This is a genomic window from Streptomyces sp. NPDC015345, from assembly GCF_043078805.1.
Taxonomy (GTDB): domain Bacteria; phylum Actinomycetota; class Actinomycetes; order Streptomycetales; family Streptomycetaceae; genus Streptomyces.
The window spans coordinates 63,562-89,961 of sequence record NZ_JBIBTX010000006.1; the positions used below are offsets into that span (position 1 = coordinate 63,562).

At 70.2% G+C, this 26,400-nt stretch carries 22 protein-coding genes and 1 pseudogene; 8 read left to right on the forward strand and 15 right to left on the reverse strand.

Translation table 11 applies throughout. The features are described 5' to 3' along the window. Positions 1 to 26 precede the first annotated feature (26 nt). From ACF062_RS24765 to ACF062_RS24780, 4 genes are all read right to left on the reverse strand, one after another. Complete coding sequence (locus ACF062_RS24765; RefSeq protein WP_392141307.1) at positions 27 to 2,129, reverse strand: MMPL family transporter; 2,103 nt, start codon at positions 2,127 to 2,129, stop codon at positions 27 to 29. A gap of 99 nt (positions 2,130 to 2,228) precedes the next feature. Continuing rightward, a complete protein-coding gene (locus tag ACF062_RS24770; RefSeq protein WP_392141309.1) occupies positions 2,229 to 2,711 on the reverse strand; it encodes a MarR family winged helix-turn-helix transcriptional regulator in 483 nt (160 codons plus the stop codon). A 324-nt stretch (positions 2,712 to 3,035) separates the two neighbouring features. Then, complete coding sequence (locus tag ACF062_RS24775) at positions 3,036 to 3,413, reverse strand: STAS domain-containing protein (RefSeq protein ID WP_392141311.1); 378 nt, start codon at positions 3,411 to 3,413, stop codon at positions 3,036 to 3,038. 8 nt (positions 3,414 to 3,421) lie between these two features. Next, positions 3,422 to 4,906: a PP2C family protein-serine/threonine phosphatase gene (locus ACF062_RS24780; protein WP_392141312.1), complete on the reverse strand. Its 1,485-nt coding sequence runs from the start codon at positions 4,904 to 4,906 to the stop codon at positions 3,422 to 3,424. A gap of 281 nt (positions 4,907 to 5,187) precedes the next feature. Here ACF062_RS24780 and ACF062_RS24785 point away from each other — a divergent pair, with 281 nt between their 5' ends. Continuing rightward, positions 5,188 to 5,991, forward strand: coding sequence for a SigB/SigF/SigG family RNA polymerase sigma factor (locus tag ACF062_RS24785; RefSeq protein ID WP_392142002.1), 804 nt, complete (start codon positions 5,188 to 5,190; stop codon positions 5,989 to 5,991). Between the two features lie 209 nt (positions 5,992 to 6,200). Here ACF062_RS24785 and ACF062_RS24790 read toward each other — a convergent pair whose 3' ends face one another. Together ACF062_RS24790 and ACF062_RS24795 are read right to left on the reverse strand one after the other, a co-directional pair. Next, positions 6,201 to 6,674: an ATP-binding protein gene (locus ACF062_RS24790; RefSeq protein ID WP_392141314.1), complete on the reverse strand. Its 474-nt coding sequence runs from the start codon at positions 6,672 to 6,674 to the stop codon at positions 6,201 to 6,203. Between the two features lie 72 nt (positions 6,675 to 6,746). Then, entirely contained in the window at positions 6,747 to 7,058 is a 312-nt protein-coding gene (locus ACF062_RS24795) for a hypothetical protein (RefSeq protein WP_392141316.1), read from the reverse strand. Between the two features lie 913 nt (positions 7,059 to 7,971). Between ACF062_RS24795 and ACF062_RS24800 the strand changes: the two genes are divergently transcribed. Then, complete coding sequence (locus tag ACF062_RS24800) at positions 7,972 to 9,177, forward strand: serine hydrolase domain-containing protein (protein ID WP_392141318.1); 1,206 nt, start codon at positions 7,972 to 7,974, stop codon at positions 9,175 to 9,177. Positions 9,178 to 9,235: 58 nt separating this feature from the next. Here ACF062_RS24800 and ACF062_RS24805 read toward each other — a convergent pair whose 3' ends face one another. From ACF062_RS24805 to ACF062_RS24815, 3 genes are all read right to left on the reverse strand, one after another. After that, the gene (locus ACF062_RS24805) at positions 9,236 to 9,733 is read right to left on the reverse strand and encodes an SRPBCC family protein (RefSeq protein WP_392141320.1); all 498 of its coding nucleotides are present in this window, start codon (positions 9,731 to 9,733) and stop codon (positions 9,236 to 9,238) included. Positions 9,734 to 9,827: 94 nt separating this feature from the next. Continuing rightward, positions 9,828 to 10,763 carry a helix-turn-helix domain-containing protein gene (locus tag ACF062_RS24810; RefSeq protein ID WP_392141322.1) on the reverse strand — a complete coding sequence of 312 codons (936 nt, stop codon included), beginning with the start codon at positions 10,761 to 10,763 and terminating at the stop codon, positions 9,828 to 9,830. 10 nt (positions 10,764 to 10,773) lie between these two features. Then, positions 10,774 to 11,409, reverse strand: coding sequence for a hypothetical protein (locus ACF062_RS24815; protein ID WP_392141324.1), 636 nt, complete (start codon positions 11,407 to 11,409; stop codon positions 10,774 to 10,776). A 696-nt stretch (positions 11,410 to 12,105) separates the two neighbouring features. Between ACF062_RS24815 and ACF062_RS24820 the strand changes: the two genes are divergently transcribed. From ACF062_RS24820 to ACF062_RS24830, 3 genes are all read left to right on the forward strand, one after another. Beyond that, the gene (locus ACF062_RS24820) at positions 12,106 to 12,459 is read left to right on the forward strand and encodes a PRC-barrel domain-containing protein (RefSeq protein ID WP_392141326.1); all 354 of its coding nucleotides are present in this window, start codon (positions 12,106 to 12,108) and stop codon (positions 12,457 to 12,459) included. A gap of 303 nt (positions 12,460 to 12,762) precedes the next feature. Continuing rightward, complete coding sequence (locus ACF062_RS24825) at positions 12,763 to 13,935, forward strand: S1 family peptidase (RefSeq protein WP_392142004.1); 1,173 nt, start codon at positions 12,763 to 12,765, stop codon at positions 13,933 to 13,935. 157 nt (positions 13,936 to 14,092) lie between these two features. Then, positions 14,093 to 15,001 (forward strand): hypothetical protein, encoded by a 909-nt coding sequence (locus ACF062_RS24830; protein ID WP_392141328.1) that lies wholly within the window; start codon positions 14,093 to 14,095, stop codon positions 14,999 to 15,001. A 382-nt stretch (positions 15,002 to 15,383) separates the two neighbouring features. Here ACF062_RS24830 and ACF062_RS24835 read toward each other — a convergent pair whose 3' ends face one another. Further along, positions 15,384 to 15,752 (reverse strand): hypothetical protein, encoded by a 369-nt coding sequence (locus ACF062_RS24835; RefSeq protein WP_392142005.1) that lies wholly within the window; start codon positions 15,750 to 15,752, stop codon positions 15,384 to 15,386. A 38-nt stretch (positions 15,753 to 15,790) separates the two neighbouring features. After that, positions 15,791 to 17,050, reverse strand: a complete 1,260-nt coding sequence (locus tag ACF062_RS24840) for an MFS transporter (RefSeq protein WP_392141329.1) — start codon at positions 17,048 to 17,050, stop codon at positions 15,791 to 15,793. Positions 17,051 to 17,214: 164 nt separating this feature from the next. On the opposite strand from ACF062_RS24840, the gene ACF062_RS24845 reads away from it, so the two are divergent. Beyond that, a complete protein-coding gene (locus tag ACF062_RS24845) occupies positions 17,215 to 18,444 on the forward strand; it encodes a PucR family transcriptional regulator (RefSeq protein WP_392141330.1) in 1,230 nt (409 codons plus the stop codon). On the opposite strand, the gene ACF062_RS24850 is transcribed toward ACF062_RS24845, so the two are convergent. The 3 genes from ACF062_RS24850 to ACF062_RS24860 form a co-directional block, all read right to left on the reverse strand. Then, positions 18,434 to 20,305 (reverse strand): alkyl/aryl-sulfatase, encoded by a 1,872-nt coding sequence (locus ACF062_RS24850; protein WP_392141332.1) that lies wholly within the window; start codon positions 20,303 to 20,305, stop codon positions 18,434 to 18,436. The genes ACF062_RS24845 and ACF062_RS24850 overlap by 11 nt on opposite strands. Before the next feature lie 95 nt (positions 20,306 to 20,400). Then, positions 20,401 to 21,546, reverse strand: coding sequence for a hypothetical protein (locus tag ACF062_RS24855; RefSeq protein WP_392141334.1), 1,146 nt, complete (start codon positions 21,544 to 21,546; stop codon positions 20,401 to 20,403). A 10-nt stretch (positions 21,547 to 21,556) separates the two neighbouring features. Then, the gene (locus ACF062_RS24860) at positions 21,557 to 24,244 is read right to left on the reverse strand and encodes a type II secretion system protein GspG (protein WP_392141336.1); all 2,688 of its coding nucleotides are present in this window, start codon (positions 24,242 to 24,244) and stop codon (positions 21,557 to 21,559) included. Positions 24,245 to 24,758: 514 nt separating this feature from the next. On the opposite strand from ACF062_RS24860, the pseudogene ACF062_RS24865 reads away from it, so the two are divergent. Both ACF062_RS24865 and ACF062_RS24870 read left to right on the forward strand, forming a co-directional pair. Beyond that, positions 24,759 to 24,894 (forward strand): annotated as a pseudogene (locus ACF062_RS24865) (glutaminase); the annotation flags it as partial. Positions 24,895 to 24,966: 72 nt separating this feature from the next. Beyond that, positions 24,967 to 25,773: a phytanoyl-CoA dioxygenase family protein gene (locus ACF062_RS24870; protein ID WP_392142007.1), complete on the forward strand. Its 807-nt coding sequence runs from the start codon at positions 24,967 to 24,969 to the stop codon at positions 25,771 to 25,773. Positions 25,774 to 25,842: 69 nt separating this feature from the next. Here the strand turns inward: ACF062_RS24870 and ACF062_RS24875 are convergent, their stop codons facing one another. Continuing rightward, complete coding sequence (locus ACF062_RS24875; RefSeq protein ID WP_392141338.1) at positions 25,843 to 26,262, reverse strand: hypothetical protein; 420 nt, start codon at positions 26,260 to 26,262, stop codon at positions 25,843 to 25,845. Positions 26,263 to 26,400: the final 138 nt, after the last annotated feature.

The following is a 26,400-nucleotide window of genomic DNA, read 5'->3' on the forward strand; positions in this document are numbered from 1 at the left end:
GGCGGCCGCTGCCGGTGTCCGGCCCGTCAGTCACCTCGCCGGCCGGCAGGACGGGCGGGCCACCACGCGGTGTCGCCGAGGTCGCGGACCAGGGCCGGCACGAGCAGCGACCGTACGACCAAGGTGTCGAGCAGGACACCGAAGGCGACGATGAAGGCGATCTGGAGCAGGAACGCGAGGGGGATCACGCCCAGGGCGGCGAACGTCGCGGCCAGGACGACACCGGCCGAGGTGATGACGCCGCCGGTCGCCGTCAGTCCGCGCAGGACGCCCTCACGAGTGCCGTGACGCACGGATTCCTCACGCACCCGCGACATGAGGAAGATGTTGTAGTCCACGCCGAGGGCCACGAGGAAGACGAAGCCGTAGAGCGGCACGGACGCGTCGGTGCCGCTGAAGCCGAACACGTGCTGGAAGACCAGTGAGGCGACACCCAGGGTGGCGACGAAGTTCAGGGCCACCGTGGCGACCAGGAGCAGGGGCATCAGGAGTGAGCGCAGCAGGCCGACCAGGATCGCCAGGATGATCGCCAGGACCACCGGCATGATCAGCAGGCGGTCGTGCTCCGCCGTCTGCTGGGTGTCGTACCGCTGAGCTGTGTAGCCGCCGACCAGGCCGTCGGCGCCGTCCACCGCGTGGACCGCGTCGCGCAGTCGCACCACGGTCTCCTTGGCGGCGTCGCTGTCGGTGGGATCCTCCAGCGTGGCGTCGAGGCGTACGCGGCCCTCGACCACGAGGGGTTCGCCGGCCCCCGGGCGGCCGGACGAGGTCACCGCCGAGACGTCGGCCACGCCCTCGGTCCGCTTCACCGCAGCGGTGACCTCGTCGAGCCGCGAGGCGTCGACGATCACGACGGCGGGGTTGCCCGAGCCGCCGGGGAAGTGCTCGCCCAGGGTCTTCTGCGCCGCCACGGAGGGTGCGTCGTTGACGAAGATCTCGTCCAGCGGGACGCCCTTGGAGTTCAGGGAAGGCGCGAACGCGGCACACACGCAGAGCGCCGCCAGCGTCCACGCCCACACCTTGCGCGGCGCCCGGTCCACCAGCCGGGCCACCTTGCGCCACACGCCGTGCCCGGCCGTACCGTCCCGCGTGGCACGGGGCTTGGCGGGCCAGTACGCGGCCCGCCCGAGCAGGAGCAGCGCCGCCGGCAGGAAGGTCAGCGCGCTCAGGACGGCGCAGGCGATCCCGATGGCGCCGACGGGCCCCAGCGCCCGGTTGTTGGTCAGGTCGCTGAGCAGCAGGGCGAGCAGACCGAGGGCCACCGTGGCGCCACTGGCGACGATGGGCCCGGTCGAGTGGCGCAGCGCGGAGCGCATGGCGGCCACCCGGTCGCCGTCGCGCGCCAGTTCCTCGCGGAAGCGGGCGGTGAGCAGCAGCGCGTAGTCGGTCGCGGCGCCGATGACGAGGATGGAGAGGATGCCCTGCACCTGCCCGTCGACGCGGACGAGGTCATGGTCGGCCAGCGCGTAGACGATCGCGCAGGCGAGGCCGAGGGCGAACACCGCTCCGATGATGATGACGAAGGGCAGCAGCACGCTCCGGTAGACGAGCAGCAGGATCAGAAGGACGGTGGCCAGGGCGACGCCCAGGAGGATGCCGTCGATCCCGGCGAAGGCGTCGGACAGGTCGGCCTGGCTGGCCGCGGGCCCCGCCAGTTGGGCAGTGGTCCCCGGTACGTTCGCCGCCGCCTTCTCGATCCGCTCCAGGACCTTGGGCAGTTCGTCCCCCAGGTCGGGCCGCAGCTGCACGATGCCTTGCAGCGCGCGGCCGTCTTCGGCCACCAGAACGGGCGTGGCGCGGCCGACGGTGCCGGCGGAGCCGTCCAACGAGCGCAGGGCGCGCGTGGCAGCCTGCCGCTGACCGCTCGTCAGCCGCTCCGCCCGCTCGTCGGGCTGTCCCTCGGCGGTCCACACGACGACGGCTGGGAGCGTCTCTTCCTGGTCGAAGGCGCGTTGTGCGTCGACGACCTGCGTCGATTCGGCGTTCTGGGGGAGGAAGGCGGCCTGGTCGTTGGTGGCGACCTCACCCAGCTTCCCCGCGTAGGGCCCCAGCGTTCCGCCGATGCCCAGCCAGGCGACGAGCAGGACGACGGGGACGAGCCAGCGGGCGAGGCGTGCACCGGTGGACATGTTGCTCCTGGACCGAGGTGGCAGATAACTCAGTTATAAACAATCTCAATGATTGAATCAAATGCCTCGGTGGGTTGCTTCCGGCCGGGGCGGCGTGCGTCAGGGGGAGGGAGGGCGTACGTCCGAGAGCTCTTCGTTGAGGGCCGTGAGGAACCGTATGGCGACTCCGAGTTCCCCGGCATCGAAACGGGTCCGGGCGCTCTCCGTGGCGACGGCGAGAGGCTGGAAGAACGCGCGAGCCGCGGACCGGGCGCTGTCCTGGTAGTGCAGGTGGACGACGCGGCGGTCCTGGCTCTCGCGCGAGCGCCGGATGTGCCCGGCCCGCTCCAGCCTGTCCAGGCACGCGGTGACCGCGCCCGAGGTGAGCCCCAGGTGCGCGCGCAGCCGCCCCGGGGTCATCGGCTCGTCCGCGTCCAGGATGGCGCTCAGGGCCTGGACATCGGTGGCATGCAGGTTCTGGCCGGCCGCGAAGGCGTGCACCACGCGATTGATCTCACCGTTCATGCGACGCAGTTGCACCGCGAACGCCTGCAGGTCCGTCGAGGCGCCGCTCTCGGGTGCCGGGTCTTCGGTAGGTCTCACGTGAGCAGCCTATATATCCGCTACCTCGGGGTCGGCGCCGAGCACCTGCCCGCGTCGGCAACCCGGCCCTTTCCTGACACGCAAGGTGCTCAGACGCGGCCGGACCGGACTGATCTCCCGCACCTGCAACGAGAGGCAGCGACCATTCGCCCTGCCCGCCGCAGGCTCGAACCCCCAACGTGACCATTGCCTGGTCCGAGGGCCCCTCAGGCCGCGATCAGCGCCGCCAGGGCGCGGTCCACTCCAGTGAGCCGGCCGGAGGGCGTGGCGGGGTAAGACGGCGTAGACCGATGTGCTGCTAATGGTCTCGTGTTGAACGCCTGGTCAACTGCCCGATGGGGCTGCCTGGCCGTCCGTCATGGCGGTGACCGCGTCGGCGGCTGTCGCGTGGATGGTCAGGAGAGAGTCGATGCCCGTGATGGCGAGCATGCGCATCAGGCGGTCCGGGACGTCGGCGAGGCCGAGTGAGCCGCCCGCTTCCCGCGCCGCGTGCCAGATTCCGATGAGCGCGCTGAGGCCGGAGGAGTCGCAGAAGCCGACCTGCGCCAGGTCCAGGACCACGTGAGGCGGACCTTCCTGCATGATCTCCAGGGTCTGGGTGCGCATCGTGGCGGCGGTCTGCACATCGATGTTGCCGATGACCGTCACGATGATCAGGTGCGCATGGGGGCGCTGGGCCGTCAGGTGAAGCGAGTGGGTCACGTCGGTCGTCACTCCTGGCCGAAGTGTTCGGGTGTGGCGGTGGTGTGGGCGGTGGTGGCGACACCGGCCTCGGGCGCGGATGCGGAGTCGGGAACGGACAGGGTCAGCAGGGCCACATCGTCACCGACTCCCTCGGGCAGCGCGTCCAGCAGCGCGACGGTGTCGTCGACCAGGGCGGTGGCGGTCAGGGGGCCGGTGCGCTGGTGGAGGAAGCCGGTCAGGCCGTCCTCACCGAGCATGGCGCCCTTGGCGGTACGGGCTTCGGTCAGCCCGTCGGTGTAGAGGAACAGGCTCTCCCCGGGAGCCAGCGGGAATGTGCTCTGGGCGAAGTGGGCCTCGGGGAACGCACCGACGAGCATGCCTCCCTTGGGACGTACCGCCTTGACCCATACGGAGTCGCTCTCGGCGGGGCGTACGTGGTAGGCCGAGGGGTGGCCGCCGCTGGCGACGGTCACGGTGAAGCCGCCGTTCTCCTGTGGTGTCAGCAGGCCGATGAGCGCGGTGCAGAAGCGGCTCCCGGCGGCGACATCGCTGAGCAGCACCGTGTTGAGCGTGCTCAGGACGGTGACCGGATCCGGGTCGATCTGTGCGGCGGCGCGCAGGGTGTGGCGGGCGAGTGCGGTGACGGTGGCCGCATCGGGGCCCTTGCCGCACACGTCGCCGAGGAAGAACGCCCACCGGCCCTCGTCGACGGGGAAGACGTCGTAGAAGTCACCGCCGACATCGTGGACGGAGGCGGTGCGGTAGTGGCAGGCGAGTTCCAGCCCGGGGACCACGGGAAGCGCCGGAGGCAGCAGAGTGCGCTGCAGCGTGGAGGCGAACGCCGCGATGGCGGCCTTGTCCTTCTCGGCCTGCTCACGCGCCGCGCGTTCCGCCTCGGCACGCGCTCGTTCCGTCTCGGCGTGCCGGCTCTCGGCCGCCCGCCGCTCCTGCTCGTCGCGGAGGGCGCGCAGCGCCGACAGCCGCAGTTCCATCTCGTCCATGACGATCGCGGCCAGGTCGGACAAGGTGGCGATGTCGTCCTGGGTGATGGAGCGGGGTCTGGTGTCGAGGATGTTGACCGTGCCCAGCCGGTAGCCGTCCGGAGTGGTGATCGGTGCGGCGGCGTAGAAGCGGACACCCATCTCTCCGGCGACCAGCGGATTGTCCGCCGCCACCGGGTCGAGGAGGGTGTCGGGTATCACCAGTGCATCGTCGCGCAGAACCGCTGAGCCGCACAGGCCCGGGTCGCGGCCGATCTCCGCGACGCCTTCGAGGCCGTGGGCTGCCTTGAACCAGATGCGGTCGCTGTCGACGATCGTGACGGTGGCCACAGGGACGTCGAAGAGGCGGCCGGCCAGTGCCGCGATCCGGTCGAACGCGCCGTCGGGCGGGGTGTCGAGGATGTCGTAGCGGCGTACCGCCGAGAGACGGGCCGTCTCCACATCCGGGTCGGGGACCAGCTCGGGGCTCCGCCCACGTGCCGGGTCGGCCGCCGAAGCCTGTGAGGTCATCGGCTTTCCTCTCCGTCGATAGCCGCCGCGAGCGGCAGGACCGACGCACCCTAGACCGCACGGAAGCTCGAATGCCAATTGCCGAGTCGCCGGGTCGGCCACGCCGGGGCGCTGAGGGCGCCGCGGACAGACGTCAGGTGACAGGGCGCATGCGCCCTGTTTGGACAGCCGACGGCGGGGCAGACGCGAGAGGCGAAGCAGTCGGAGACCAGGTGAGGGTGGGGCGCATGAATACCGTGACGGCCGCGGCACAGACGACGACGCAGACCGAGCAGGACTTGATGGAGCGTTCGTACCTGGACCCGGCGTCGGTGGCGACGCGGGACGCGAGGGCCATCTCCAAGCGCTTCTTCGACCGGCTCGGCGAGCTGGAGGAGGGCACGCACGAGTACCAGTACGTGCGGAACTGCCTGATCGAGATCAATCTGTCCCTGGTGAAGTACGCCGCGGCACGGTTCAAGCACCGGGGCGTGCAGGAGATGGAGGACATCGTCCAGGTCGGCACCATCGGGCTGATCAAGGCGATCGACCGGTTCGAACTATCCCGTGAGGTGGAGTTCGCCACCTTCGCTGTCCCCTACATCACCGGTGAGATCAAGCGCTTCTTCCGCGACACCAGCTGGGCGGTGCACGTACCGCGCCGCCTGCAGGAAGCGCGCCTCGAACTGTCCAAGGCGACCGAGGAACTGCGCACGCGCCTGGGCCGCACGCCCACCACCGCCGAACTCGCCGAACTGATGCAGCTGGACCCGGCCGAGGTCAGCGAAGCGCAGAAGGCGTCGAACGGCTACGCGTCCGTCTCGCTGGACGCCGCCATCGGCGGGGAGGACAGCGACACCGAGTCGGCCCTGACCGACTTCATCGGTATCGACGAGGACCGCTTCGACCTGATCGACGACTTCCACACCTTGGCCCCGCTGATCGCGGAACTCGACGACCGCGAGCGTCAGATCATTCACCTGCGTTTCGTCGAGGAGCAGACGCAGACCCAGATCGGTGAGGTGCTGGGCTGCTCGCAGATGCACGTCTCCCGCCTCATCACCCGGATCGTCGCCAAGCTCCGCACGGGCCTGAACGCGAACTGACCGCCTGGGTCCGCGCCCCGCCGGAGGTGACCTGCCTCGCCGAGCCGTCGCAGCTCGCACCGGTCCGCCGGGGCGGTGACAGCATCGAGGTACTGGCTGCGCTTCTTAGATGGTGGCGCACCTTGACTGGAGCCGACGGGAGCTTCCGGTGAGCGCTCTCGCGGAGCTGCTCGGCGCGCGTGTGGCCGCGACCCACGTCGTCGGCGACCTCAAGACCGACGCCCGGCGATGTCTCCCCCGGGGTCATCGGCGAGCATCACCGTGGCGGTCGTGCGCTTGCCGACCACCTCGCGGTGCACCTCGAAGCTGTGGCACACCGCCATCACGATTTCCAGGCCGTGCTGCCCGATCCGGCCCGGATCGGCGGCCCGGGCCACCGGCAGAACCGGAACGCTGTCCCAGACCGACACCGCGATCCGGCCCTCGGCCAGCTCGAGATCGAGCAGGCACGGGCCGGGGGCGTACTTGCAGGCATTGGTCAGTAGCTCGCTGACCACCAACTGGACCATGCCCATCGCACGCTCGGACACCGGAAACCCGTGAACCGACTGCACATCGGCCAGAAAGGCGCGTGCCAGCTCACGTCCCTCGGCGATATCGCCACTGTTGCCCTCATACGCCTGCGACGCCTTGACCGGCCCGTCACTCAGCATCCGCGCGACACCTTGGGCAGCCCCATTCATACGTCCGCCCGCTTCCTACTCGTTGCCATCAGGGCAAGCGCATACCCCCAAATCCGCGATTTACCCGAACGGTCATGCAGCGGTGCGGTCGGTGGCGCGCGGTGGCGCGGTGGCTTCGAGGGCGGTGCGGGCCGTGCGGCTCAGCGCATGGCCTGCCGGGCGCAGGGGCCCCTTTCCTCTTACCAGAGGCTGTCGGCGAAGGCGGCGTTCGTTGAACAGGCCGGAGGCCGAGCCGGCGTGGTGGTGGGCGACTTTGCCGAGGGTGAGGTCGGCGAGTGGGGCACCGATCATGCCGAGGCCGAAGCCGACGGCGAGCATCGGGGCGGCGGCGAGCAGGGCGCCGGCCTGCGGCACGGCCCGTCCGTAGCGTGCGACGAGGCTCATGGCGAACCAGGCGCCGCCCATTCGCCGAGGGAGGCCGCGACGAAACCGGCAGCGGCCTGGCCCGGGGTGGGGCCGAGGCCGTCCTGCATGAACAGGGCCCAGGACAGGACACGGCCGTCCCGGCCAGGAAGATCCTTCTGCGGCCGTAGAGGTCACCGAGGCGGCCACCGGTGATCAGGCAGGGCGAAGGTCAGGGCGTGGGCGGCGTGGATCCATTGGAGAGCCGCCGTGCCGGCGCCGGTGTCGGGTGGCGGCGCGGGCCCGGCCGGGGGAGGGGGCTCCGGCGCGTGGCGGTGGGCCGCCGGTGGTGGTCTGGCCGGTGTCGTGGGACACGGGAGGAGGCTCCTGCTTCTGTTGCGCGGGTCGGGAATACGGGTAGGCCGGGGCCTGCCGCGTACGCCGACTGCGCACAGGAAGGAGGGACGGGCCCGGGCCGGGGGCGCCGTCCGTTCTGGGCACGCCGATACGGCACCGCGCGGGTGCTGTGCGTGCCGGAGAGGGGGACGGCCATCGGGCGGCCTGGGCGATACGTCATCACCTCACATCGATGGAGCGGTGGATCGATGGCGGAACATGTCCGCCGGACCACCGACGCCGTCGCGATACCGAGCGCCGTGCGGAGCTGCATGGCGGTGTTAACTGCTCTGGGTAACCCACAAACCGGAAGTCCCGCCCTGCCGAGACGTGAAGGCATCCCCTCGCCAAGGGCCTCCTCGGCGGGCGCATATCGCGAACGTATCGAAAATCGCATACGTCCCCGCAACATCCCTCCGTGTTCAGTGGCCGCACGGGTCGGCGCCTGTCGCCGACTGGTCCGTCGGTCCGTCGACCCGTCGACCGGGAAAGGAACGTGGGAATGGGATCGGATTCCGTACAAGGTGTTGATCGGCGGCGGCTGCTCGGGTGGGGTGGGATGTCGGCCGTCGGTGTGGTGGCGGCGGGTGCCGGGCCGGTGAGTGCCCGGGCCGGGCTCGCCGCCCCGCCCGGTGCCCCGCACGCCGTCGATTCCGCCGCCGTCCCGCCGGACACTCGGCCCGGCGGGGCCTACGACCGCTACGTTGCGAGGCTGGCCTCCGAGGACAGGTTCTCCGGCGTGGTGCTGCTGTCGCACCGGGGCCGGACCGTGCTGTCGCGCAGCTACGGCATGGCCGACAAGGAGAAGGGGATCCGCAATCACGAGGGCGTCGCGTTCAACCTCTCCTCCGCCGGCAAGCCGTTCGGTGCCGTGGCCATCCTGCAGCTGGCGCAGCGCGGCAAGTTGAGGCTCTCGGACACGGTGGGCACCCATCTGTCCGGTTTCGCCGAGGAGATCGCCGACAAGGTGACGATCCATCACCTGCTGTCCGGCACTTCCGGGTTGAACACCCCGGAGGAGGATGTGCAGCGCGTCTTCCGGAGCCGGGAGGAGGTGCGGCAGTTCTACGAGCGGTGGGCGAGACAGGCGAAACCGGTGAGCGCCCCCGGTACGCCCACCGACCACGCCGGGGCGGAGGTCGCCATCCCCGCGCTGATCGTGGAGGCCGTGACCGGCACGGCCTACTGGGACTATGTCGAGGAGCACGTCTTCCGGCGTTGCGGCATGACCGGCACCGCGTTCTACACCCGGCCGCAGTGGCTCACCGACCAGCACATCGCGCACTCGTACATGCGGCAGGCCGACGGCAGCCGGGTGGACGCCGTCCGCAACCTGGACAAGGGCAGCCCGGACCCGTACCAACTCGGCAAGAACCCGGGCCGCAACTTCATCGACCCGCCGGGGGACGGTGGCTTCGCGACCGCGCCGGACCTCGTCCGGTTCGCGCACGCGCTGAGCGACGGGACCGTACTGGACCGCCCCTACGCCGAACTGCTCACCGGCGCCAAGGCACCTCTGCCCCCGCAGGGAGGCGGCCTGGCCCGCCGGACGGCCCCGGCCGACGCGGCGTTCGCGGCCTACATGATGCCGGTCAGCCTCGTGGGCGGGCGCTGGGTGAACGGTCGCGCGGGCGTCAACCCCGGCACTGTCGCCAGCTGGAACATCTACCCGGACACCGGCTGGGTCGGCGTCGTACTCGGCAATCAGGACGACATACCGTTCCAGGACATCATCGAGCAGGAGATGCGGGCCGTCCTCGGCTGAGGCGGATGCGCGGCTGAGGCGGCGTCCGGGGCTCGGTGCGTCCTCCGGACAGACCGCCTCAGTCGGGTTCCGGCGCGGTGCTCACCCCGGTGGACCCCGACGCCGGTGGGGTTCGCAGGCCTGCGGCGTGTTCGGCGAGGCCTGTCGCCATCGCCTGCATGAAGCGGCGGAGGTACCACTGGAAGGCCCAGCGCATCCTGCCGCGAGCCACGTATGTGCCGTGCCAGTGGATTCTCGTGCCGCCGCCGGGCAGTTCATGCAGTTCGACCGTGGCTTCGTAGTCGGCCATCTGCGGGATGTCCACACCCTCGTACGAGAAGCGGTGTCCGGGCTCGAGCGCGAGGCGCGTGATGCGTTCCCGGGTGACGACCTTCCCCGTACGGAAGGCACGGACGGCTCCGACTCCGTCCTGGCCGTCGGGTGAGAGGTCCTGCGACCGGCCGGTGTCCAGCGCGTCGATCCGTGACCACTCGGGCCAGCTCCGCGGGTTGCGCAACAGCACCCAGATCGCCTCCGGCGGCGCCGTCGATTCGGCCGTGACGTCGTACGAGTGCATGTCGACGCTCCTCACGATGTCTCAAGATTGATCATGTGGGGAGCCTAGGCACGGCACGGTGCCGGGGCCCATACGTGAGATTGCGGGGGAGCGGTCAGGAATTGCGGTGGCCGGAGCGGTAGGCCGAGGGGCGCGCTCCGGTCTGCCGGAGGAAGGCGGCCGACAGGGCGCCGGGGCCGGCGAAGCCACACCGCGCCGCGATCCGGGCGATCGGCAGGTCGGTGCCGCGCAACAGGCGTTTCGCCTCCTCCACGCGCAGCCGGGTGAGGTATCTGTACGGCGTCGCTCCCGTGGCCGCCTTGAAGACCCGGACGAAGTGGTAGACGCTCAGGTGCACTTCACCGGCGATCTCGGCCAAGGTGACCGGCTCGGCCAGCCGGTCGCGCATCATCGCGATGGCGGCACCTACACGCGCGTCTTCCCGCGAACGCGAACGCAAGCGTGAAAGTGAATGCGGGGATGAGTCCGGATTCCGCGCATGGCGCGTGAGCAGGTGCACGGTCAGGAAGGCCGCCGCGGATTCGGCGTACAGTTCACCGGCCACCTCGCCCTCGCCGAGAGAGCCGAGTGCGCGGACCGTCTCCTCGATCAGCGGGTCTCCTGCCGCCAAGGACGCGGCCAGGGCCTCGTAGTCCACCGCGCGGCCGCCCACGTGTGCCGCAGTCGTCTCGACCGTGTCACGCGGAATGTGTACTTGTACGCTCCGCATGGCCTCGGTAGCCCGATAGCGGCGGAGGACGGGCCGGCCCGGGATGCCCATCTCCAGCCGTCCCGGCGCCCACGTGTGGCGCGTCGTCCGGCCGCCATGCCGTGTCTCCATCGCCGCCCGCCCCGCGACCGGCAGCACCAGGTGCAGGTCCGCCGCACCCGGCAGTTCCATGTCCTCGGCCACGGGAACGTGCTCGAACCGCTGGACGAGCAGGGACTGCCAGCCCGCGGTCTCCCAGCTGCAGTACGTCCGCCGGACGTAACGGGCCATGTCGAAACCGGCGTACGGCTGGAGATCGAAACGGGGGGAGTCGAACACCATGGCATCGAGGTTACGGCCGAGCGCGCCGACCGGGGGCCGATACCTCCACCGTGGTGACGACGCGAGTCAGGGAAGGGCGGCGGGGTACGGAGCCGAAGCCGAAGCGGACCGGAGGGCGCACATCGCTCAGCGCGCCCAACTCCCGCCCGTCCCAGAACGCTTGCGCCGCGGTGATCGAGCGCAGGTCCCTGGCGGCGTACCACTCACGGCGCCCCGCCCCCGCGCTGCCACGTGTCCGCACACCGCGCATCAGCACACGGGCCGGCACGTCGCACAGCGCGGCCCACCTCGGGCTGCCCGCCAGCCGGCCGGGGGCCAGCCTCAGCAGGTGCCCCAGCGCGGTGGACCGGCCGGGCGTGAAGGTGAGCAGCAGTGGGCCGGCCGTGACCTCCCACCGGTCACGCGCGGGGGCGACGGTGACGGGGCAGACGACGACTTCGTCGAACCGGTACGTGGCGGTGACGAACTCCGCCACTTCCTCCGAGGGCGCCAGCAGCAGCCGGTGCCCGTCGGCCCGCTCCACCATGACATCGGCGAAGGGCCCCAGCGGGGACAGCGGCCAGTATCCGACGACGATGCGTACGCCGGCGGTCGTGCCCACTCCCGCGATCCATCCGTCGAAGCGCATGCGGCGTGCCGTGTTCATGGATTTCGCCGGTGTCACCGGGCGCTCAGTTCGAAGTACTTGCGGCCGCCGTCCTGGACGTTCCGACGGGCCAGGTCGATGGTGCGTCGTACGTAATCCACGTCGTGCCTCCGATGGGGTCTTCGGTGGGCGGTGCTCGTCGGTGCGCGGCCGGTTCCCGCGCAGCGTGCCGACGTACTCAGTACCGAGTCTGCGTGACCTGGGCGCATAGCGTTCAAGACGCGCTCACCATGCCCGCCATAGGTGGCACCTATGGATGCGTACGCCCAGGTGCCACCCACAGAGACGTGCGCACTTCGGCCGACCTCTCAGGCCGCGTGGCGCTTTTCGGGGCGCTGCTCGGAGCTGCGGCGCCCCGCACGTTTCTGTCCGTGGATGAGCCGTAGGTGACCTCGATGGCGGCCGGCCGGCGATGCGGCACGTCCGTTCAACCGGTCCTCGACCCGGTCCATGCCGATCAATAGAAGCCCCATGACCGGCAACAACAAGAGAGCGACAACTAACATCTGCGGCGACCTCCCCGCGGCGTCCCCTCTCGCCTGCCCCAATCGAACGCCTTCACGGACCCGAAGATGTGAAGGTCCCGCAACGCTGCGCCATCGCGACGCCGCCTCACCACCCGGCCCTCCCAGGTTTCGTCCGCGTCGGCGCGGACATCAGGTCCCCACTCCATCGACGCGGGAGAGGATCAGGCGAATGTCCGAGGAATTCCAGGTCTCCGGAAACCAGAACAGGCGGATTTCCGCCGTCGGCCTCATCGGCTGCACGGTGGAGGCGAGCGACGGGTCGATCGGGCAAGTCGACCCCGTCTCCGTGGAAGTGGCGCCGGATCATCTCGTCATCGGCACCGGCGGGGCGCTGCTGAGCAAGAAGGTCCTGCTGCCCCTCTGGGTCATAGCGGACGTCGACGAAGTGAGCCGCACCGTGTATGTGCCCCGCACGAAGGACCGCGTGAAGGACGCCCCGCGCTTCGACAGAGACCTCCGCGTCACCGATCCCAGCTACCGGGCACACATCGACGAGCACTATCTGGACGAGTCCGTGGACTGAGCGGCGGTCGCCGAAGTACGCCTTTTTAACAGTTCCGTTGATGTTCTGTTAAAAGCTCAGGCTGTTCCGGACCTTGCAGAATCCCGGGTGTCGGCACGAGAGTTCATGCCGCGGCGGGCCCCACGCCCGGCGCCGGGCAGGAACTCATCCATCGGTGAATACACCCCCACTGTCTTCCGGTATTTCCCGAGAGTTCCTGCCTGCCATCCGGAAGGAATCGGTGTGCCCGCATCCCGTACATCCCGTATATCTCGTGGATACAGATTCACTGCCGTGGCCGCTCTGCTCTCGGCGTCCGTGGTCATGGCGTCGCAGGTCACGGCAGAGGCGCAGGTGCAAGCACAGGTACAGCCTCAGGCACCGCACAACGCACCCACCGCCCGCTATCAGCCGGAGATGGTGCGGGCACTGGCCGCCTCACTCGGTGTGAGCGAGGCGGCCGCAACAGACCGGCTCGACCGGCAGCGAATACAGCAGGACAAGCTCGCCAAGCTGAAGAAGAACGGGATATCCGAGGACGGCGCTTTCTTCGACGCCTCCGGCAATCTGACCGTCAACGCCGACGACCGCGCCGGCGTCACCGCCATCGAGAAGGCCGGTCTCGACGCGCGGGTGCCCGTCCGCGGGCAGGAGAAGCTCGACGAGATCAAGGCTCGGCTGGACGCCGCGGCCGTCCGGCGCACCCCCGCCGGAATCACCGACTGGTCCGTGGATCTGGCCGCCGACAAGGTCACCGTCAAGGTCAACAGCGACCGTGGAGCTCCCGCCAAGGCGTTTCTGGCCAAGGCCGCGAAGTACGGCTCCGCCGTCCGGATCGTGCGAGGCGGGGAGCGGCTCGCGCCGCAGGCCGCGATCGCCCCCGGCAGCAAGATGACGATCAACGACACCTCCGGCTGGTGTTCCGTCGGCTACGGCGCCCGCGACCGGTCCGGCAAGCAGTACCTCGTCACCGCCGGGCACTGCGTGGCCGACCTGCCCACCCTGCGCTACGGCGGCGTCGCCTTCGCCAAGGGCACCGCCACCCGCTTCGCCGTCGGCACCCGCAGCGTCGACATGGGCGTCGCCTCCATCAATTCCGGCCACTCCATCACGACCAGGGTCGGCACCTGGGGCCAGGCCTCCGACGTGGCCGTCAGCGGCAGCCGCCGTGCCGCGTCCGGCGCCACCATCTGCAAGTCCGGCGCGACCACCGGATGGACGTGCGGCGCGATCGGTTCCTACAACGTCTCCGTCACCTACGTCGACCAGAACGGCGGCCCCGACACGGTCGTCACGGGTCTCGCCACCTCCAGTGTCTGCACCGAGGGCGGCGACAGCGGCGGCGCGTACATCTCCGGCAACCAGGCCCAGGGCATGACCTCCGGCGGTCCGATCCGCCAGGAATGCACCGGCGGCGTCAACTCGCGTGGTTCCTCCTACTTTCAGCCACTCGACGACGCCCTCTCGTACTACGGGCTGACCCTCAACACCAACTGACCGGCCTTTCAGGGAAGACCAGGGGCCGACCACCGGCTAAGGTGGGCGGCCCCTGGTCGCCTGTGTGGCCTGAAACCGCCGTTGAGCCACGCCTTCATCGGAGCGAGGGACCACCGGCCCAAGAACCGATGGTGCCTCCCGCCCGCTGAAAGACGCCATGCCGAACAACCCCCACGCCGAAGGGCCCGACACGACGTTCGCGACCGTGTTCCGGCAGGCCCTGCGACAGCGCGGCCTGCCGCTGGAACGCATACGCGACCACCTGCGGGCCCAGCAGATCACCGTCAGCCTCGCCACCCTCAGCCACTGGCAGCGCGGGCGCAGCCAGCCGGAGAGAGTCCAGTCCCTGCTCGCCGTCGACGCGCTGGAGCCGCTGCTCAACCTGCCCACCGGCACCCTGCGTTCGCTGCTGGGCCCGCACCGGCCGCGCGGCGGCCCCCCGCCGCACGACCCGGCCGCCGCCCGCAAGGTCCTCGGCGAGAACTCAGACGTGGAACAGGCCCTCGGTGACGCGTTCCCGCACTTCAACGAGGGGCTGCGGGCCTTGACCATCCACGAGACCGTGAACCTGGACGAGCACCGTTCCATCCACGAGACGTCGATCGTCACCGCGGTGCAGGCCGTCCGGGGCGGCGTCCAACATCTGACCGTCGTCCACTTCCTCGACTCCCCGAAGGCGGGGACGGTCGAGCTCACCGTTTCCGGCGGTACGCCGCCGCGCATCCGTTTCATGCCGGAACTGGGCTGTGTGGCGGCCGACATCCCCCTCGGACGCCGGCTGGCCCGCACCGAGACAGCGGTGGTCGCCTACACGCTCCGGTCCGCTTCGGACGTCTCCCACCAGCACGAGCGCCGCGTCACCACACCGCTGCGCACGTATCTGCTGCACGTCCGCTTCCATCCCCGGGCGGTTCCCGCCAGCTGCTGGAGCTACCACCGCGAACAGATCGGCGCCGAGCCCCGGCACCGCCACCGCTCGACTCTCGACGCCTTCCACACGGCCCACCTGCTGCCGGCGCACTGCTCGCCGGGTGTCTATGGAATCGAGTGGAAGTGGCCGGAGTGAGCCGGGCGCGGTCCGCCGACGCCGACTCGCGCCGGGACTCCGCCGCCGTGCCGCGGTCGGTCGTGCAAACGTTCACTCGTTCGCTCTTCGGGGGTGGTTCCCTCCTTGTGGTCATGACGAGAAGCTGATCGGTGGCATCGCCGACGGCGCCTGGGGGGCGGCCAAGGCACTCAGTACATCGTGGCGCGGGAACGCGCCGCACCGGGCCACGGTCCGGGCCGTTGCCGTGGACCGCACAAAACGCGCCTACTACCAACCACCCACCCGCGATCGTGCTGGACCTGCGCCGGCGCGAGGAGATGTCCGAGCACGCCCTGCGCGCCTTCGACGCCATCGCGGGCGAGACCAACGCGCCCTATGCGCGGTGACCCCTACTCGGACCTCAGGCTTCTTCCGCCCTGCCTTCTTCCGCCCCGCTTTCTTCCGCGTCCGGCCTGCTGTCTTCCAACCCGCCTTCTTCCAGCCTGCGCAGGCAGCCGTCCGCCCGCTCCCTTCGTTCGGTGAGGGTCAGCTCCCACCACGCCGTGCCGCGTTCCCCAAGCCCCGTCTTCGCGAGCTGCACGCGCGCCCGGGCCGCCTTGCGCGCGGCTTCGTCGTCGCGAGCGTGGGCGACCGCCCGGCGGGCCGCCATCAGGTGATGGACCAGCCGCTCCCTCACGTTCTCGGCCAGGTCGGGGTCGGTGGCCCGCCAGCGTCGCCCTTTGACGATGATGAAGTGGCCGTCTTCGGTGTGTTCAACCTTTTCTGCCATCACGTGGGCATCATGTCCCGGCGGTGCTCCGGACCGGCTCAACCCGTGGCGCTGCGGGGCCTGTCGCGAGCGGTGTCCGCCATGCGCCGGGCGTCGCGTTCGGGGCGCAGGAGCCACAGAGCCAGCAGCCCTGTGAGGCCGAGCAAGGCGGAAGCGAGCAGGAAGGCGGCGCGGTAGCCGGCGGCGACCGAGTCCGCGGTGTCGACGACCCGCCCGACCGCCCAGGGGGACAGGGCTCCGGCGAGGGCGTAGACGAAGGCCAGCGCACCGAGCACCACTCCGCGCTGGGACGCCGGAGCGATGCGGGCGCACGCGGTCTGGGACACCGTCATGATGACGTTGGCCAGCGCCATCGGGCCGAGCATCAACAACACCTTGAGCCATACGGCGTCGGTCACGGCGAACACGCTCACGGCGACCGCCGCCAGGCACATCAAGGCGCCCGTATCCGCCCCGCTCGGCGGATTCGGCCGGCGCCGGGCCAGCAGCCCGTGCCCCACGAGCACCACACCGTTGGCGAGCGCGGCGCCGGTCACCAGGATGCCGGCCTGGTGCAGGCTCAGCCCGGTGACCGATTCGAGGTAGTCCGGCATCCACGTCAGATTGGCGCTGAGCATCCAGTAGGCGGCGAACGCGCCGAGCGCGGCGCTGATCCAGGTGCCCGAGAGCAGAATGCGGCGGTAGGGCACCGACTCCTCAGGAGTCCCGCCCTCCTCGGCCCGGCGGGCGTACGGGCCCTCGGCCCCGCGCAGCGCCCAGTAGGCCGCCCACGCCAGCCCCGCAAGGCCGACCGCGCCGAACGCCCAACGCCAGCCGAAGTGGTCGATCACGAGCGTGAGCGTGGGGGCCGCGACGGCGACTCCCGCCGCGGCGCCGGTCAGCAGCACCGCCGTCGGCAGGGTGCGCTCCCGCTGCTCGAACCAGCCGTGCAGATGATGCGTCGCGACCGGCATGGCAGGACCCTCGGCCGCGCCGAGCAGCACCCGCGTGGCCACCAGGGTGCCGAAGCCGGCGGCCGTCCACAGCATCGGCAGCTGAGCGGCCGACCACAGCATCGCCATCGCCAGCAGCAGCACCGTCGTCCGGACCGTGCGGGTCAGGTACGACACCGCAAGGGCGGAGACGCTGAACAGCGCGAAGAACGCCGCCGAGGCGGTGCCGAACTCCTCCCGGGTCAGACCGAGGTCGTCCATGATCGGGTTCGCGGCCAGCCCCAGCACGGTCTTGTCGGCGAAGTTGACCAGCATGAAGACCAGGAGCGCCCACGTGGTCCGCCAACCGGAGCTGTGCTCTGTCATACCGGAGTCGTGTCGGGTGAGTGGGGGCATGCGGCTCCTTCAGGGGTTCGCTTCTCCGGTGTGGCGCCGATCTTGCAGGCAGGGGAGACGTGGTGACACCCTTCGGGATCACAATCGTGCGCACCAGGTACTGTGACGGATCACAGTCGTCGGCGAGGTGGACCATGGCACAGCAAGAGGAGCCGGCGGACGACCGGACGCGGTCGGCCGGTCTTTCGCCGGCCGCCCTGGCGCTCGCCGCCCGCTGTGAACCCAGAGTCAATGAACTGGCCCGGCGCATGGCCCGCGGAGTCTTCGAGCAACTGCACGGATACGCCGACCTGCCCGCCGACGTCAAAGACGTGGAGATCGCGGCGACGGCCCGGCACGCGATGCGGTTGTTCCTGCGCGGCGCCACCGGGGGAGCGGCCGCGGACCCGCTGGAGTACTTCCAGGAGCGCGCCGCCCAGCGCGCCGAGGAAGGCATGCCGCTGCACCTGCTGCTGCGCACCTATGGCCTGGGCGTACGGGAGCTGTGGCGGGTGCTGCGGGAAACCGCGGCCGCCGAAGAGCGGGACGCCCTCGCCGAGTTGGCCGAGGCGTTGTTCACCGCGGAGGACCGGATCGTGGGCGCGGTGACAGAGAGCTACCTCGACGAGCAGGCCGCCCTCGTCGCGGAACGCCAGGAGCAGCGCCGCTCCCGGGCCCGCGCCTTGCTGGAGGGTGGCGTGGACCCGAGGGGGCCCGTGGCGGACGGGTCCACCCTCGTGCTGTACGTGGGGTTCACGGACCCGGCCCCACCGGGCGAGCGGTCGCCGGTGGCCGCTCGGCGCCTGCTGCGCCGTGTGCAGACCGCTCTCGACCGTGCGTTCGGCACCGAAACCCTCGCCTTGCTTGACGGTGGTGGCGGCCATGTCGTCATCCGCGGCTGCGGTGAAGTGCCCGCCAGGCTCTTGGAGGCGCTGCGCGAGGCGGCGGGCTCGGAGACGCGGCTGGCCTGCGCAAGGGCGCGGTCGGTGGAGCACATTCCGCGGATCGGCCGGCAGGTCGCCGAGGTGGTCCGGGTGGCCAGGGCCTGCGGCCACTCGCCCGGTCTGCACCGCCTCGACGACGTCCTGCTGGAGTACCACCTGTCACGCCCGAGTGACGCGAGCGACCGGATCGCCGCTCTCCTCGCCCCGCTGGACGACCGGCCTGAACTCGTCCAGACCCTCCGCATCCACCTGGGACAGCGTCAGGACCGCCGGGCCACCGCCCGCGTCCTGAGCCTCCACCCCAACTCCGTGGACAACCGGCTCACGCGGATCCAGGAACTGACCGGTCTCGACCTCGGCTCACCACGGGACGCGGCGCTGGCCCTCGCCGCCCTGTCGGTACGAGCCGTCGACGCCGCGGCGGACGCCGCTACGGGGTGACGATCGCGAAATCGGGATCCGGCGCGTCAAGGAGCCCGCTGAACGTCACCAGCGCCCGGGCGTCACCGTCGAGCGCGACCCCGCCGCCCGCGATCTCGTCGGCGAACGTCGCACGTCCCCCCAGGATCGCGTCGAGGGTGGTGCGCGCCAACCGGAGGGTGGCGACGGGCCGTTCACCGCGTGGAGCGTCGCCGCGCATCGGGGTCAGCGCCCCGTTGGATAGCAGCAGTGTCCAGTTCTCGCCGGTGTCGGTGAACTCCCAGCGCAGCACCAGCCGCCCGGCCTCGGCGGCGCGCGGACCGTTGAGCCGTACGGCCATCGACTGGAAGATCTGCTCGGCGGTGAGCGCGGCCAGGATGTCCGGCGCCGACCGGGTCGGGGTGCCGTGGACACCGTCGCGCAGCTCGGCGGCGCCCATGAGGTAGAAGTTGCGCCACGGGCCGCACTCGGAGCCCTGGCCGAGCCGCTCGAACGTCCGGATCTGTAGGACACGCGCCTCGGCGTGCCCGGGCTCGGCGAACAGGACGTGGCCGAGCACTTCCGCGACCCACCGCAGATCACCCGCGTCGTACGACGCACGGGCCTTGGCGACCACCGCGTCGGCGCCCCCCATGAACTCCAGGTACCTGCGGGCGGCCTCGGCCGGCGGATGCTGCCAGAGATGGGCCGGATTGCCGTCGAACCACCCCATGTACCGCTGGTAGACCCCCTTGGCGTTGTGACTGAGCGAACCGTAGTAGCCGCGCGCGTGCCAGGCCCGTTCGAGCCCGGGCGGGAAGCGCAGCACCTCGGCGATCTCCGCACCGGTGTACCCGGCGTTGATCAGCCGCACGGACTGGTCGTGCAGGAAGGCGTAGGCGTCGCGCTGTTCCTCCAGGAACCGGATGGCTCGGTCCCGGCCCCAGGTCGGCCAGTGGTGGGAGCCGAAGACGACATCGGTGCCGTCGGAGAACAGCCGTATCGTCTCGGTCAGATACCGGGCCCACGCGCTCGGGTCACGGACCAGGGCCCCGCGCAGGGTGAGGACGTTGTGCAGGGTGTGGCAGGCGTTCTCGGCGGCACAGAGGACCCGCAGCTCCGGGAAGTGGAAGTTCATCTCCGCCGGCGCCTCGGTGCCGGGCGTGAGCTGGAAGACGATCCGTACGCCGTCGACCGTCTCCTCCTGTCCCGTGCGCGTCACGTCCAGGGTCGGCGCGAGCAGACCGACGCTGCCGGTCGACGTGGTCTGCCCGAGCCCGCAACCGATCTGCCCCGCGGGTCCTTTGGGCAGCGAGGCCCCGTACATGTAGCTCGCACGACGCGCCATCGCCGTACCCGTGAAGACGTTCTCGCTCGCCGCGTGTTCCAGGAACCCGGCGGGCGCGATGACCGGCACCCGACCGGCCGCCACGTCGGCCGCGTCGACGACGCCGCGTACCCCGCCGAAGTGGTCGACGTGCGAATGCGTGTAGATCACCGCGGTCACCGGCCGCTCGCCGCGATGCTCGCGGTACAGCGCGAGCGCGGCGGCCGCGACTTCCGAGCTGATCAGCGGGTCCACGACGATGACGCCGCGCTCACCCTCCACGAAGGAGATGTTCGACAGGTCGAGGCCGCGCACCTGATAGATGCCGGGCACCACCTCGTACAGCCCCTGCCGCGCCACCAGCCGGCTCTGCCGCCACAGTGACGGGTCTGCCGTGGGCGGACAGGCACCGTCCAGGAAGCCGTAGGCGTCCGCGTCCCACACCACGCTCCCGGCCGTGTCCGTCACCGTACCCGGCTCGAGCCGGCCGAGGAGGCCGCGGTCCGCATCGGCGAAGTCTTGATCGTCGTCCCAGGCCAGACCGCTGCCGGTGGGCTCTCGCACGCTGTCGCTCATGGCCACCGATCCTCACAAACCAGCGCCGTAAACGCCTGATGAGGCATCACAGAGGAACAGGTGACCCGTCACACCGGGATCGCGCCGCCGCTTCGTCAGTGGCTTCCCGCGAGGCCTTGGCCGAGGCCGCCGGACAGCAGCGGCCGCATGGCCGCCTGCGCCCGTTCGAAGTAGCCGGGGACCTTCGCCGCGCTCTGGGCGTACCGGACGGCGTTCGCCAACTGCGCGGCCTCCGCCGCGGCCGCGGCCTCGGCGGCCCCTGCGGCCCCCGCGGCCCCTGTGGTCTCGGCGGCCGCCGCCGCGAGCGACACCGCCGTGGGCCAGGCCAGCACCACGAGCGTGACGAGCAGGACCGCGCCGAGGCCGATGGCGAGCCACTTCTTCAGCTCCCTGCTGTCGGCGGTGTTGTCGTCCCAGTACTGCTGCATCGCGGGCAGCAGCACGAGCTGATGCTGGTTCTCCAGTTCGCGCAGGCGGCGGGCGACCCTTTTGAGTACCTCAAGGGGAGCGCCCTGCGGCAGGGGCGTGGTGTGGATCTCATACAGCACCAGGCCGTCCTTGCCGATGCCGTCGGGCCGGAACGTGGGTTTGTAGCAGATCCACTCGTACTTGACGTTCCCGGGCGCCCCGGTGGAGGGCTGGGTGGGGACGAGCGGGTAGTACAGCTCGTTCCAGTACGGCCGCCAGGTCGACCGGCGCACCTCGATCCGCGTCGGGGCGCCGATGCTCACCCGCCCGGCGCGCTGGAGGGTGAGCATCTCCTTCAAGGCCGGGCCGATGACGAAGCGCCTCAGGGTGTCCATCTTGTGCTGGAGGTCCTCGACCTCGGCGGCGTCGGCCTCGTCGACCGTGGTCACCTCGACGAGTTCGAGGAGCATGGTCGTCCCTTCGGTCCGGACGCCGAGCATGTCCGAACGCAGCTGTCCGCCGGAGGTCTGTGTCCTGATGTCGCGCTTCAGGGCGGCGCGGCCGAATACGTTGCGGTACTCCGCGAGGATCCACTTGGCGAGGATCTCCGTCGCACCGCGGAACCGCTTGGTGTTGAGGTAGCTGATCTCGCTGAACACCTCGGAGTCCGGGTAGCGCTGCGTGTAGTACTTCGTGAAGCACTCGATCATGTGGTACTCCGCGGTGAGCGCCTCCAGATACCGGCGCATGCCGTCGGTGTTTCCGTTGCCGTCCGCACCGACCTTCCGGGTCGGCAACGAGCAGTAGGAGTCCAGGAGTGGGATGTCCGCCATGGTGCTCCCGCTATCCGTTCTCGGCGAAGTCGGAGCCGACCTCGATGTCGAGGCCGCTGCACGGCGTGTACTCGAACCAGGTGCCGACGAGATTCCCCTCGGCGTCGGTGGAGATGTCCAGCCCTTCGTCCGTGCCGCCCGCCGACGAGTCCGCGCCCTGACTGGTGACCACGAACGGCGCGGTGCGCCCAGGGTTCTGGTAGAGATACGGCCGACCCCACGGGTCGGTGAGGACCAGATTCGGGCGGCTGTCGAGCAGTACGCGCAGACCCTGCCGGGTCGTGGGGTAGTACTCCGGCTCGATCGGCGCGCCGCGCCACGCGGGGTCGACCCGCTGCTTCGCCTTCTCGGCGTACTTCTCCAGGGCCTCCACGATGGCTTCGATCTCGCGCCAGGCACGCTGCTGGTTCACCGTCAGGAGGGGGCGGGCCCGGGCGGCGATGTCGGGGTTGGCGGGCGGAATGCCCGGGTAATTCGTCCGCGCGTACGCCTGGATCTCCTCGGCGATGGACATGTACGGCGGGTCCTGGGGGTCCGGCGAACCATCGCCGCCGATGCGGCCCGTGGACATCAGCCGGGAGAACGCGCGCTCGAACCCCGGTCGGACGGGCAGCACCACGCGTGCGGCGCCCGCCCGCAGGAATTCGCGGCGCAGAGGGTCGGGATGCCACAGCAGCCGCTTCGTCTCGGCCAGTTTCTCCGACCCCCAGAAGTACGGGTAGAAGAAATAGAGGACGTTCTCCCATTCGACGGCCTGGTGCAGGAACTTGACGAACTCGCCGAACTTCCGGATCTTCAGCCAGGACTCGGCGGTGACGGGAAGGGTGGAGGGGTCGATGTCGTCGGTCCAGGTGGGGGTGCCGCTGGTGCCGAGGGCCGCGAGCACCGCGTCGATCTCGTCGGGCGCCGTGTCGAAGTCAGTGCCGAAGAGCCACTGCAAGGACCGCTTCATCAGCTCCTCGCGCTCGGCGCGGCGCAGTGTGAGGGTGTCGTCGCGGTTCAGCTCCGCGAGGAGCTGTTCGCGGCGGTCCCGCACCCGCTGCTGGAGCGTGTAGTACTGCTGCTCGGCGGCCTCGCGCAGCTTCTGCCAGGTGGCGACCTGCCAGGCCAGATACGCCTGGTCCGACAGGCGCAGGGTGGTGGCGAGCCGGAACCCTGCCCAGCTGATGTTGCGGTGCGTGTACTGGATGGAGAGGTGGCCGGTCTTGCCGTTCAGGTGCAGGAGCTGGGACTGGTAGCGGCCCTTGATCTCCGCGCCGACCGGGGTCGCGGTGACTTCCAGGGCCTCGTCGCCGATCACGTCGAAGCGGGCCAGCTCGGCGGGGCGCCAGCCGTAGTAGTTCACCTCGAAGAGGATCGGTACGAGTTCATAGCCCTCCGGCAGATCGATCTGCCAGGACTGGTACCGGGTCGTCACGGCTTCGTCCTCCCCGATGATCGAGGGGAACTCGTAGGTGTAGTCGGGCGGGCTGAGGTATTCCTCCGGTGGTGCGGTCACCGACGCGCCGTATCGAGCTGCGAGCGTCATCCAGTTGGTCCGGTCGATCTGGTCGATGCCGAAGGCGAATTCGTAGGGGGTGGCGAGGGTCTTGTCGATCTCGGCGAGCTCCATGAGCTGGCGCCGCAGTGCGCCGCCGGGGTCGGGGACGACGAGGTCGTACGTCATGCGCAGGCCGTACCGCATGAGGTCGACGCGCCACTTGCGCATGATCCGGTAGTAGTCGATGCGCATCACACGGGGGGAGTCGTTCGTGATCACGCGGGCGGCCTCGTCCTCCTCGCCGCGCCGGGTCTCGGTACGGAAGGAGACCTTGTGTTCCTTGCGCGAGCGGGAGGAGGCCTTCGACGTGATCTCCGTGGCGTGCTTGTTACTGGCCTGGCGCGACTCGTGGTCGGAGGTGGACACGCCGTAGTTGAACGTGCTCGTGACCGATACCGTGCCGTAGCTGCCGCTGGCCGTGACGCCGAAGTTGAGGTTGGTGTCGCGCTTGGACTCGTTGGTGGTGGACATGGCCACGTCCGTCTTCTCGGCCACGCCCTTCTCCGCGTACGTCTCCAGCTCGTCCGTGATGATCCGGGACAGCTCCTCGCTCTGTGTCGACCACTCCTTGTGGCTCACGCGCACGGTCTCGCCCGGAGCCATCGGGATGGTCGAGACGAGCTCACCGCGCTCCAGGCCGACCGGCTGCATCTCGATCCGCTCCAAATGGAGCCAGCCGACCGGCTGAATGGCGGCTTCCTCGACGAAGCGGTCGACGAGCAGGGCGACGTCGGTCGCACTGGGCTGTACGGTTCCCGATCCCGCGTCGGCCGACTCCGTGCCGTCCGGCGTACGCAGCGCTGCGACCTCTCGGCCGAGGGCGGCCAGCGTCCCGGGGGTGACACCGGCGTACAGCCGGGCGGTGCTCGCGGCGGTGGCCGGATCGTTGTCACGGAGGGAGGGCAGGATGGTCGCGAACGCGTCGGCCAGCTCGGTGCTCTCGCTGCTCTGTCCTGACAGCCGTTCGCCCAGAGCTTCGGTCTCGGAGCGGGTCAGCCCCAGGGACCGCATGAAGTTCAGCTTCGCGAACACCGACATCGATGTTCCCCGCACGGTGGCCGCGCCGGGTTCGGTGGGCTCGGCCGGCACGGCCGAAGGGACGGGTTGGGTGTAGGTCGCTTTGAGGATCGCCCGGGTGGAGTTGGTCAGTCCGGTCATGCTGTCGTCCCCCTCGAACTGCGGCATCGCCGCGGTGTTCAGCGCATGACGAATCGCGTGGCTGGAGCGTCATAGGGTCCGCTGTCCCGCGAACTGCCGCGTCGGGAAGCGCGCGTCGGGAAGCGAAGGAGAAAGCGATGAAGAAGCCGTCGATGCGGCACGCTAGCAGCTCCGGCCAGTTGCTTTCGTCACCCTGGCGAGTGAACACTTTCCGGCCGCCGACGCCGAGAGCCCGCACTGTCCGGGCGGCGGGCACTCGGCTGTCCCGTCGGTCAACGGCCGGTCTGTCAGCCCTCGGTGAGAGCCTTGACCACGGCTCGGGCGACGAGGCTGGTGCGTTCCTCGGTCCAGTACGCGGGCTCCTCGACGGTGGAGGCGAAGCAGCCCCGGGGCACCAGGAAGAGGACGTCCGCGGCCAGTCGGGGGTCGGGGAGGCCGGCCGCGACGGCGGCATCGGTGAACTCCTGGCGTGACTCGCGCGCTTCCGGGGAGTCGACTCCGCTGGGGTCGGTGCTACGACGCGGCGGGCAGCTTCGCCTACCGCGTCGGCCTGCCGGGCAAGAGCGGCGTCGGCGGCGGATCGTCGCAGTCATCCCGGGACGCTGCACCCTGTGCGTCTGGAGCCGGGCCTGGACACGTACGGCAACTCCGCCGTGTCGCCCGACAGCAGCGGTGCGGGAACTGTCGGGTGGGCGCCCTCGCCCCGATGGCACGCTCACAGCATGAGTACATCGGTGATCAGCGACGACGACGTGTCCGAGTTCGTGGAGAAGGGGTTCCTCCGTGTGGAGGGGGCGTTCTCGCGTGACCTCGCGGCGGCATGCCGGGACATCATGTGGCGGGACATCGACGGCGAGCCCGATGACCCGGCGACGTGGCAGAGCCCCGTGGTGCGGCTCGGCGGCTATACGCAGGAGCCCTTCCGGGCCGCCGCCAACTCGCCACGTCTGCATGCCGCGTTCGATGTCCTCGTCGGCGAAGGGCGCTGGGCTCCTCTCGGCGGACTCGGTACGTTCCCGGTGCGGTTCCCCGGTGACCAGGATCCGGGCGACGACGGATGGCACATCGACGCGAGCTACCCGGGAGACGATCCCGCCGACTTCCTGTCCTACCGGGTGAACGTCGCCTCTCGCGGGCGGTGGCTGCTGATGCTGTTCCTCATGTCCGACGTGGGGAAGGACGACGCGCCCACCCGGATCCGTGTCGGGTCCCACCTGGACGTCGCCGCACTCCTCGCCCCCGAACGCGAGGGCGGTCTGCCCTTCATGCGACTCGCCGAGCGCGCCGTGCCCGCCACCGAACACCGACCGGTCGCCCTCGCCACGGGCCGGGCCGGTGACGTCTACCTCTGCCACCCCTTCCTCGTACACGCCGCGCAACCACACCAAGGAGCCGAACCCCGCTTCATGGCCCAGCCGCCGCTGCTTCCCAAGCCGGGTCGGGGCCCGAGCATCGAACGTCCCGACGGGCACCCTTCCTGCTCTCCCGTGGAGACCGCGATCCGCCGAGGCGTCGGACGCGGTCACTGATATCCCCCTCCCATGCTCCAGGTGGAGGTGCGGCTCGCGTGCGGCGAGCCGCACCTCGTTCGAGACGGATCACCAGCTGGTCCCTTTGGCCCGTGCCCGGAGAAACATGAAGAAGTCGTCGATTTCCAGTACCTCTTCGTCGGTGAGGGAGGGCACGCGCCATGCCAGTCGGGCGCCGTGTTCCATGAATGCGGAGGGAAGACCCGTGCCGTAGGTCTCCACGTACTCGGCCGTGTCGCGGCGCCAGTAGAAGGTTCCGTCACTGTGCAGGGCCGACCCGCCCATGACGGAGAACTCGGTTCCCACGACGTCCTCGGTGAATCCCATGAGAGCGATGATCACGGGTGCCGTCCGCAGGTATTCCGCCACGCGTCCGCGTTCGTTCACGGGCAGTTGGCCGGAGAGTTCACGGATCTCGTCCGCGCGGCCGTTGAAATGGGACTGGCTGGAGCTGTCGCCGAACAAGCCGAGCGGGGTGACCTGGCGCATGGAACGTCCTTCCGGAACGAGCTGTCGAACGGGCCGCTGACGGTGGTGGGTGTCATCACATCAGTGCGGGGGGTGGGGGCCGGGGCGGGCCCCCCGGGCCCCCCCCCCCCCCCGGTGGCACGGCACCCCCCCCCGCGG

Coding starts and splice junctions, on each gene's coding strand:
- ACF062_RS24840 (WP_392141329.1), bottom strand. CDS start 17,050: ATGACAGAGCACAGCTCCGGTTGGCGGACCACGTGGGCGCTCCTGGTC.
- ACF062_RS24855 (WP_392141334.1), bottom strand. CDS start 21,546: ATGGCGGACATCCCACTCCTGGACTCCTACTGCTCGTTGCCGACCCGG.
- ACF062_RS24805 (WP_392141320.1), bottom strand. CDS start 9,733: ATGCACTCGTACGACGTCACGGCCGAATCGACGGCGCCGCCGGAGGCG.
- ACF062_RS24785 (WP_392142002.1), top strand. CDS start 5,188: ATGGAGCGTTCGTACCTGGACCCGGCGTCGGTGGCGACGCGGGACGCG.
- ACF062_RS24800 (WP_392141318.1), top strand. CDS start 7,972: ATGTCGGCCGTCGGTGTGGTGGCGGCGGGTGCCGGGCCGGTGAGTGCC.
- ACF062_RS24790 (WP_392141314.1), bottom strand. CDS start 6,674: ATGAATGGGGCTGCCCAAGGTGTCGCGCGGATGCTGAGTGACGGGCCG.
- ACF062_RS24795 (WP_392141316.1), bottom strand. CDS start 7,058: ATGAGCCTCGTCGCACGCTACGGACGGGCCGTGCCGCAGGCCGGCGCC.
- ACF062_RS24825 (WP_392142004.1), top strand. CDS start 12,763: ATGGCGTCGCAGGTCACGGCAGAGGCGCAGGTGCAAGCACAGGTACAG.
- ACF062_RS24860 (WP_392141336.1), bottom strand. CDS start 24,244: ATGACCGGACTGACCAACTCCACCCGGGCGATCCTCAAAGCGACCTAC.
- ACF062_RS24780 (WP_392141312.1), bottom strand. CDS start 4,906: ATGACCTCACAGGCTTCGGCGGCCGACCCGGCACGTGGGCGGAGCCCC.
- ACF062_RS24820 (WP_392141326.1), top strand. CDS start 12,106: ATGTCCGAGGAATTCCAGGTCTCCGGAAACCAGAACAGGCGGATTTCC.
- ACF062_RS24875 (WP_392141338.1), bottom strand. CDS start 26,262: ATGCGCCAGGTCACCCCGCTCGGCTTGTTCGGCGACAGCTCCAGCCAG.
- ACF062_RS24765 (WP_392141307.1), bottom strand. CDS start 2,129: ATGTCCACCGGTGCACGCCTCGCCCGCTGGCTCGTCCCCGTCGTCCTG.
- ACF062_RS24810 (WP_392141322.1), bottom strand. CDS start 10,763: ATGGTGTTCGACTCCCCCCGTTTCGATCTCCAGCCGTACGCCGGTTTC.
- ACF062_RS24830 (WP_392141328.1), top strand. CDS start 14,093: ATGCCGAACAACCCCCACGCCGAAGGGCCCGACACGACGTTCGCGACC.
- ACF062_RS24815 (WP_392141324.1), bottom strand. CDS start 11,409: ATGAACACGGCACGCCGCATGCGCTTCGACGGATGGATCGCGGGAGTG.
- ACF062_RS24845 (WP_392141330.1), top strand. CDS start 17,215: ATGGCACAGCAAGAGGAGCCGGCGGACGACCGGACGCGGTCGGCCGGT.
- ACF062_RS24870 (WP_392142007.1), top strand. CDS start 24,967: ATGAGTACATCGGTGATCAGCGACGACGACGTGTCCGAGTTCGTGGAG.
- ACF062_RS24835 (WP_392142005.1), bottom strand. CDS start 15,752: ATGGCAGAAAAGGTTGAACACACCGAAGACGGCCACTTCATCATCGTC.
- ACF062_RS24850 (WP_392141332.1), bottom strand. CDS start 20,305: ATGAGCGACAGCGTGCGAGAGCCCACCGGCAGCGGTCTGGCCTGGGAC.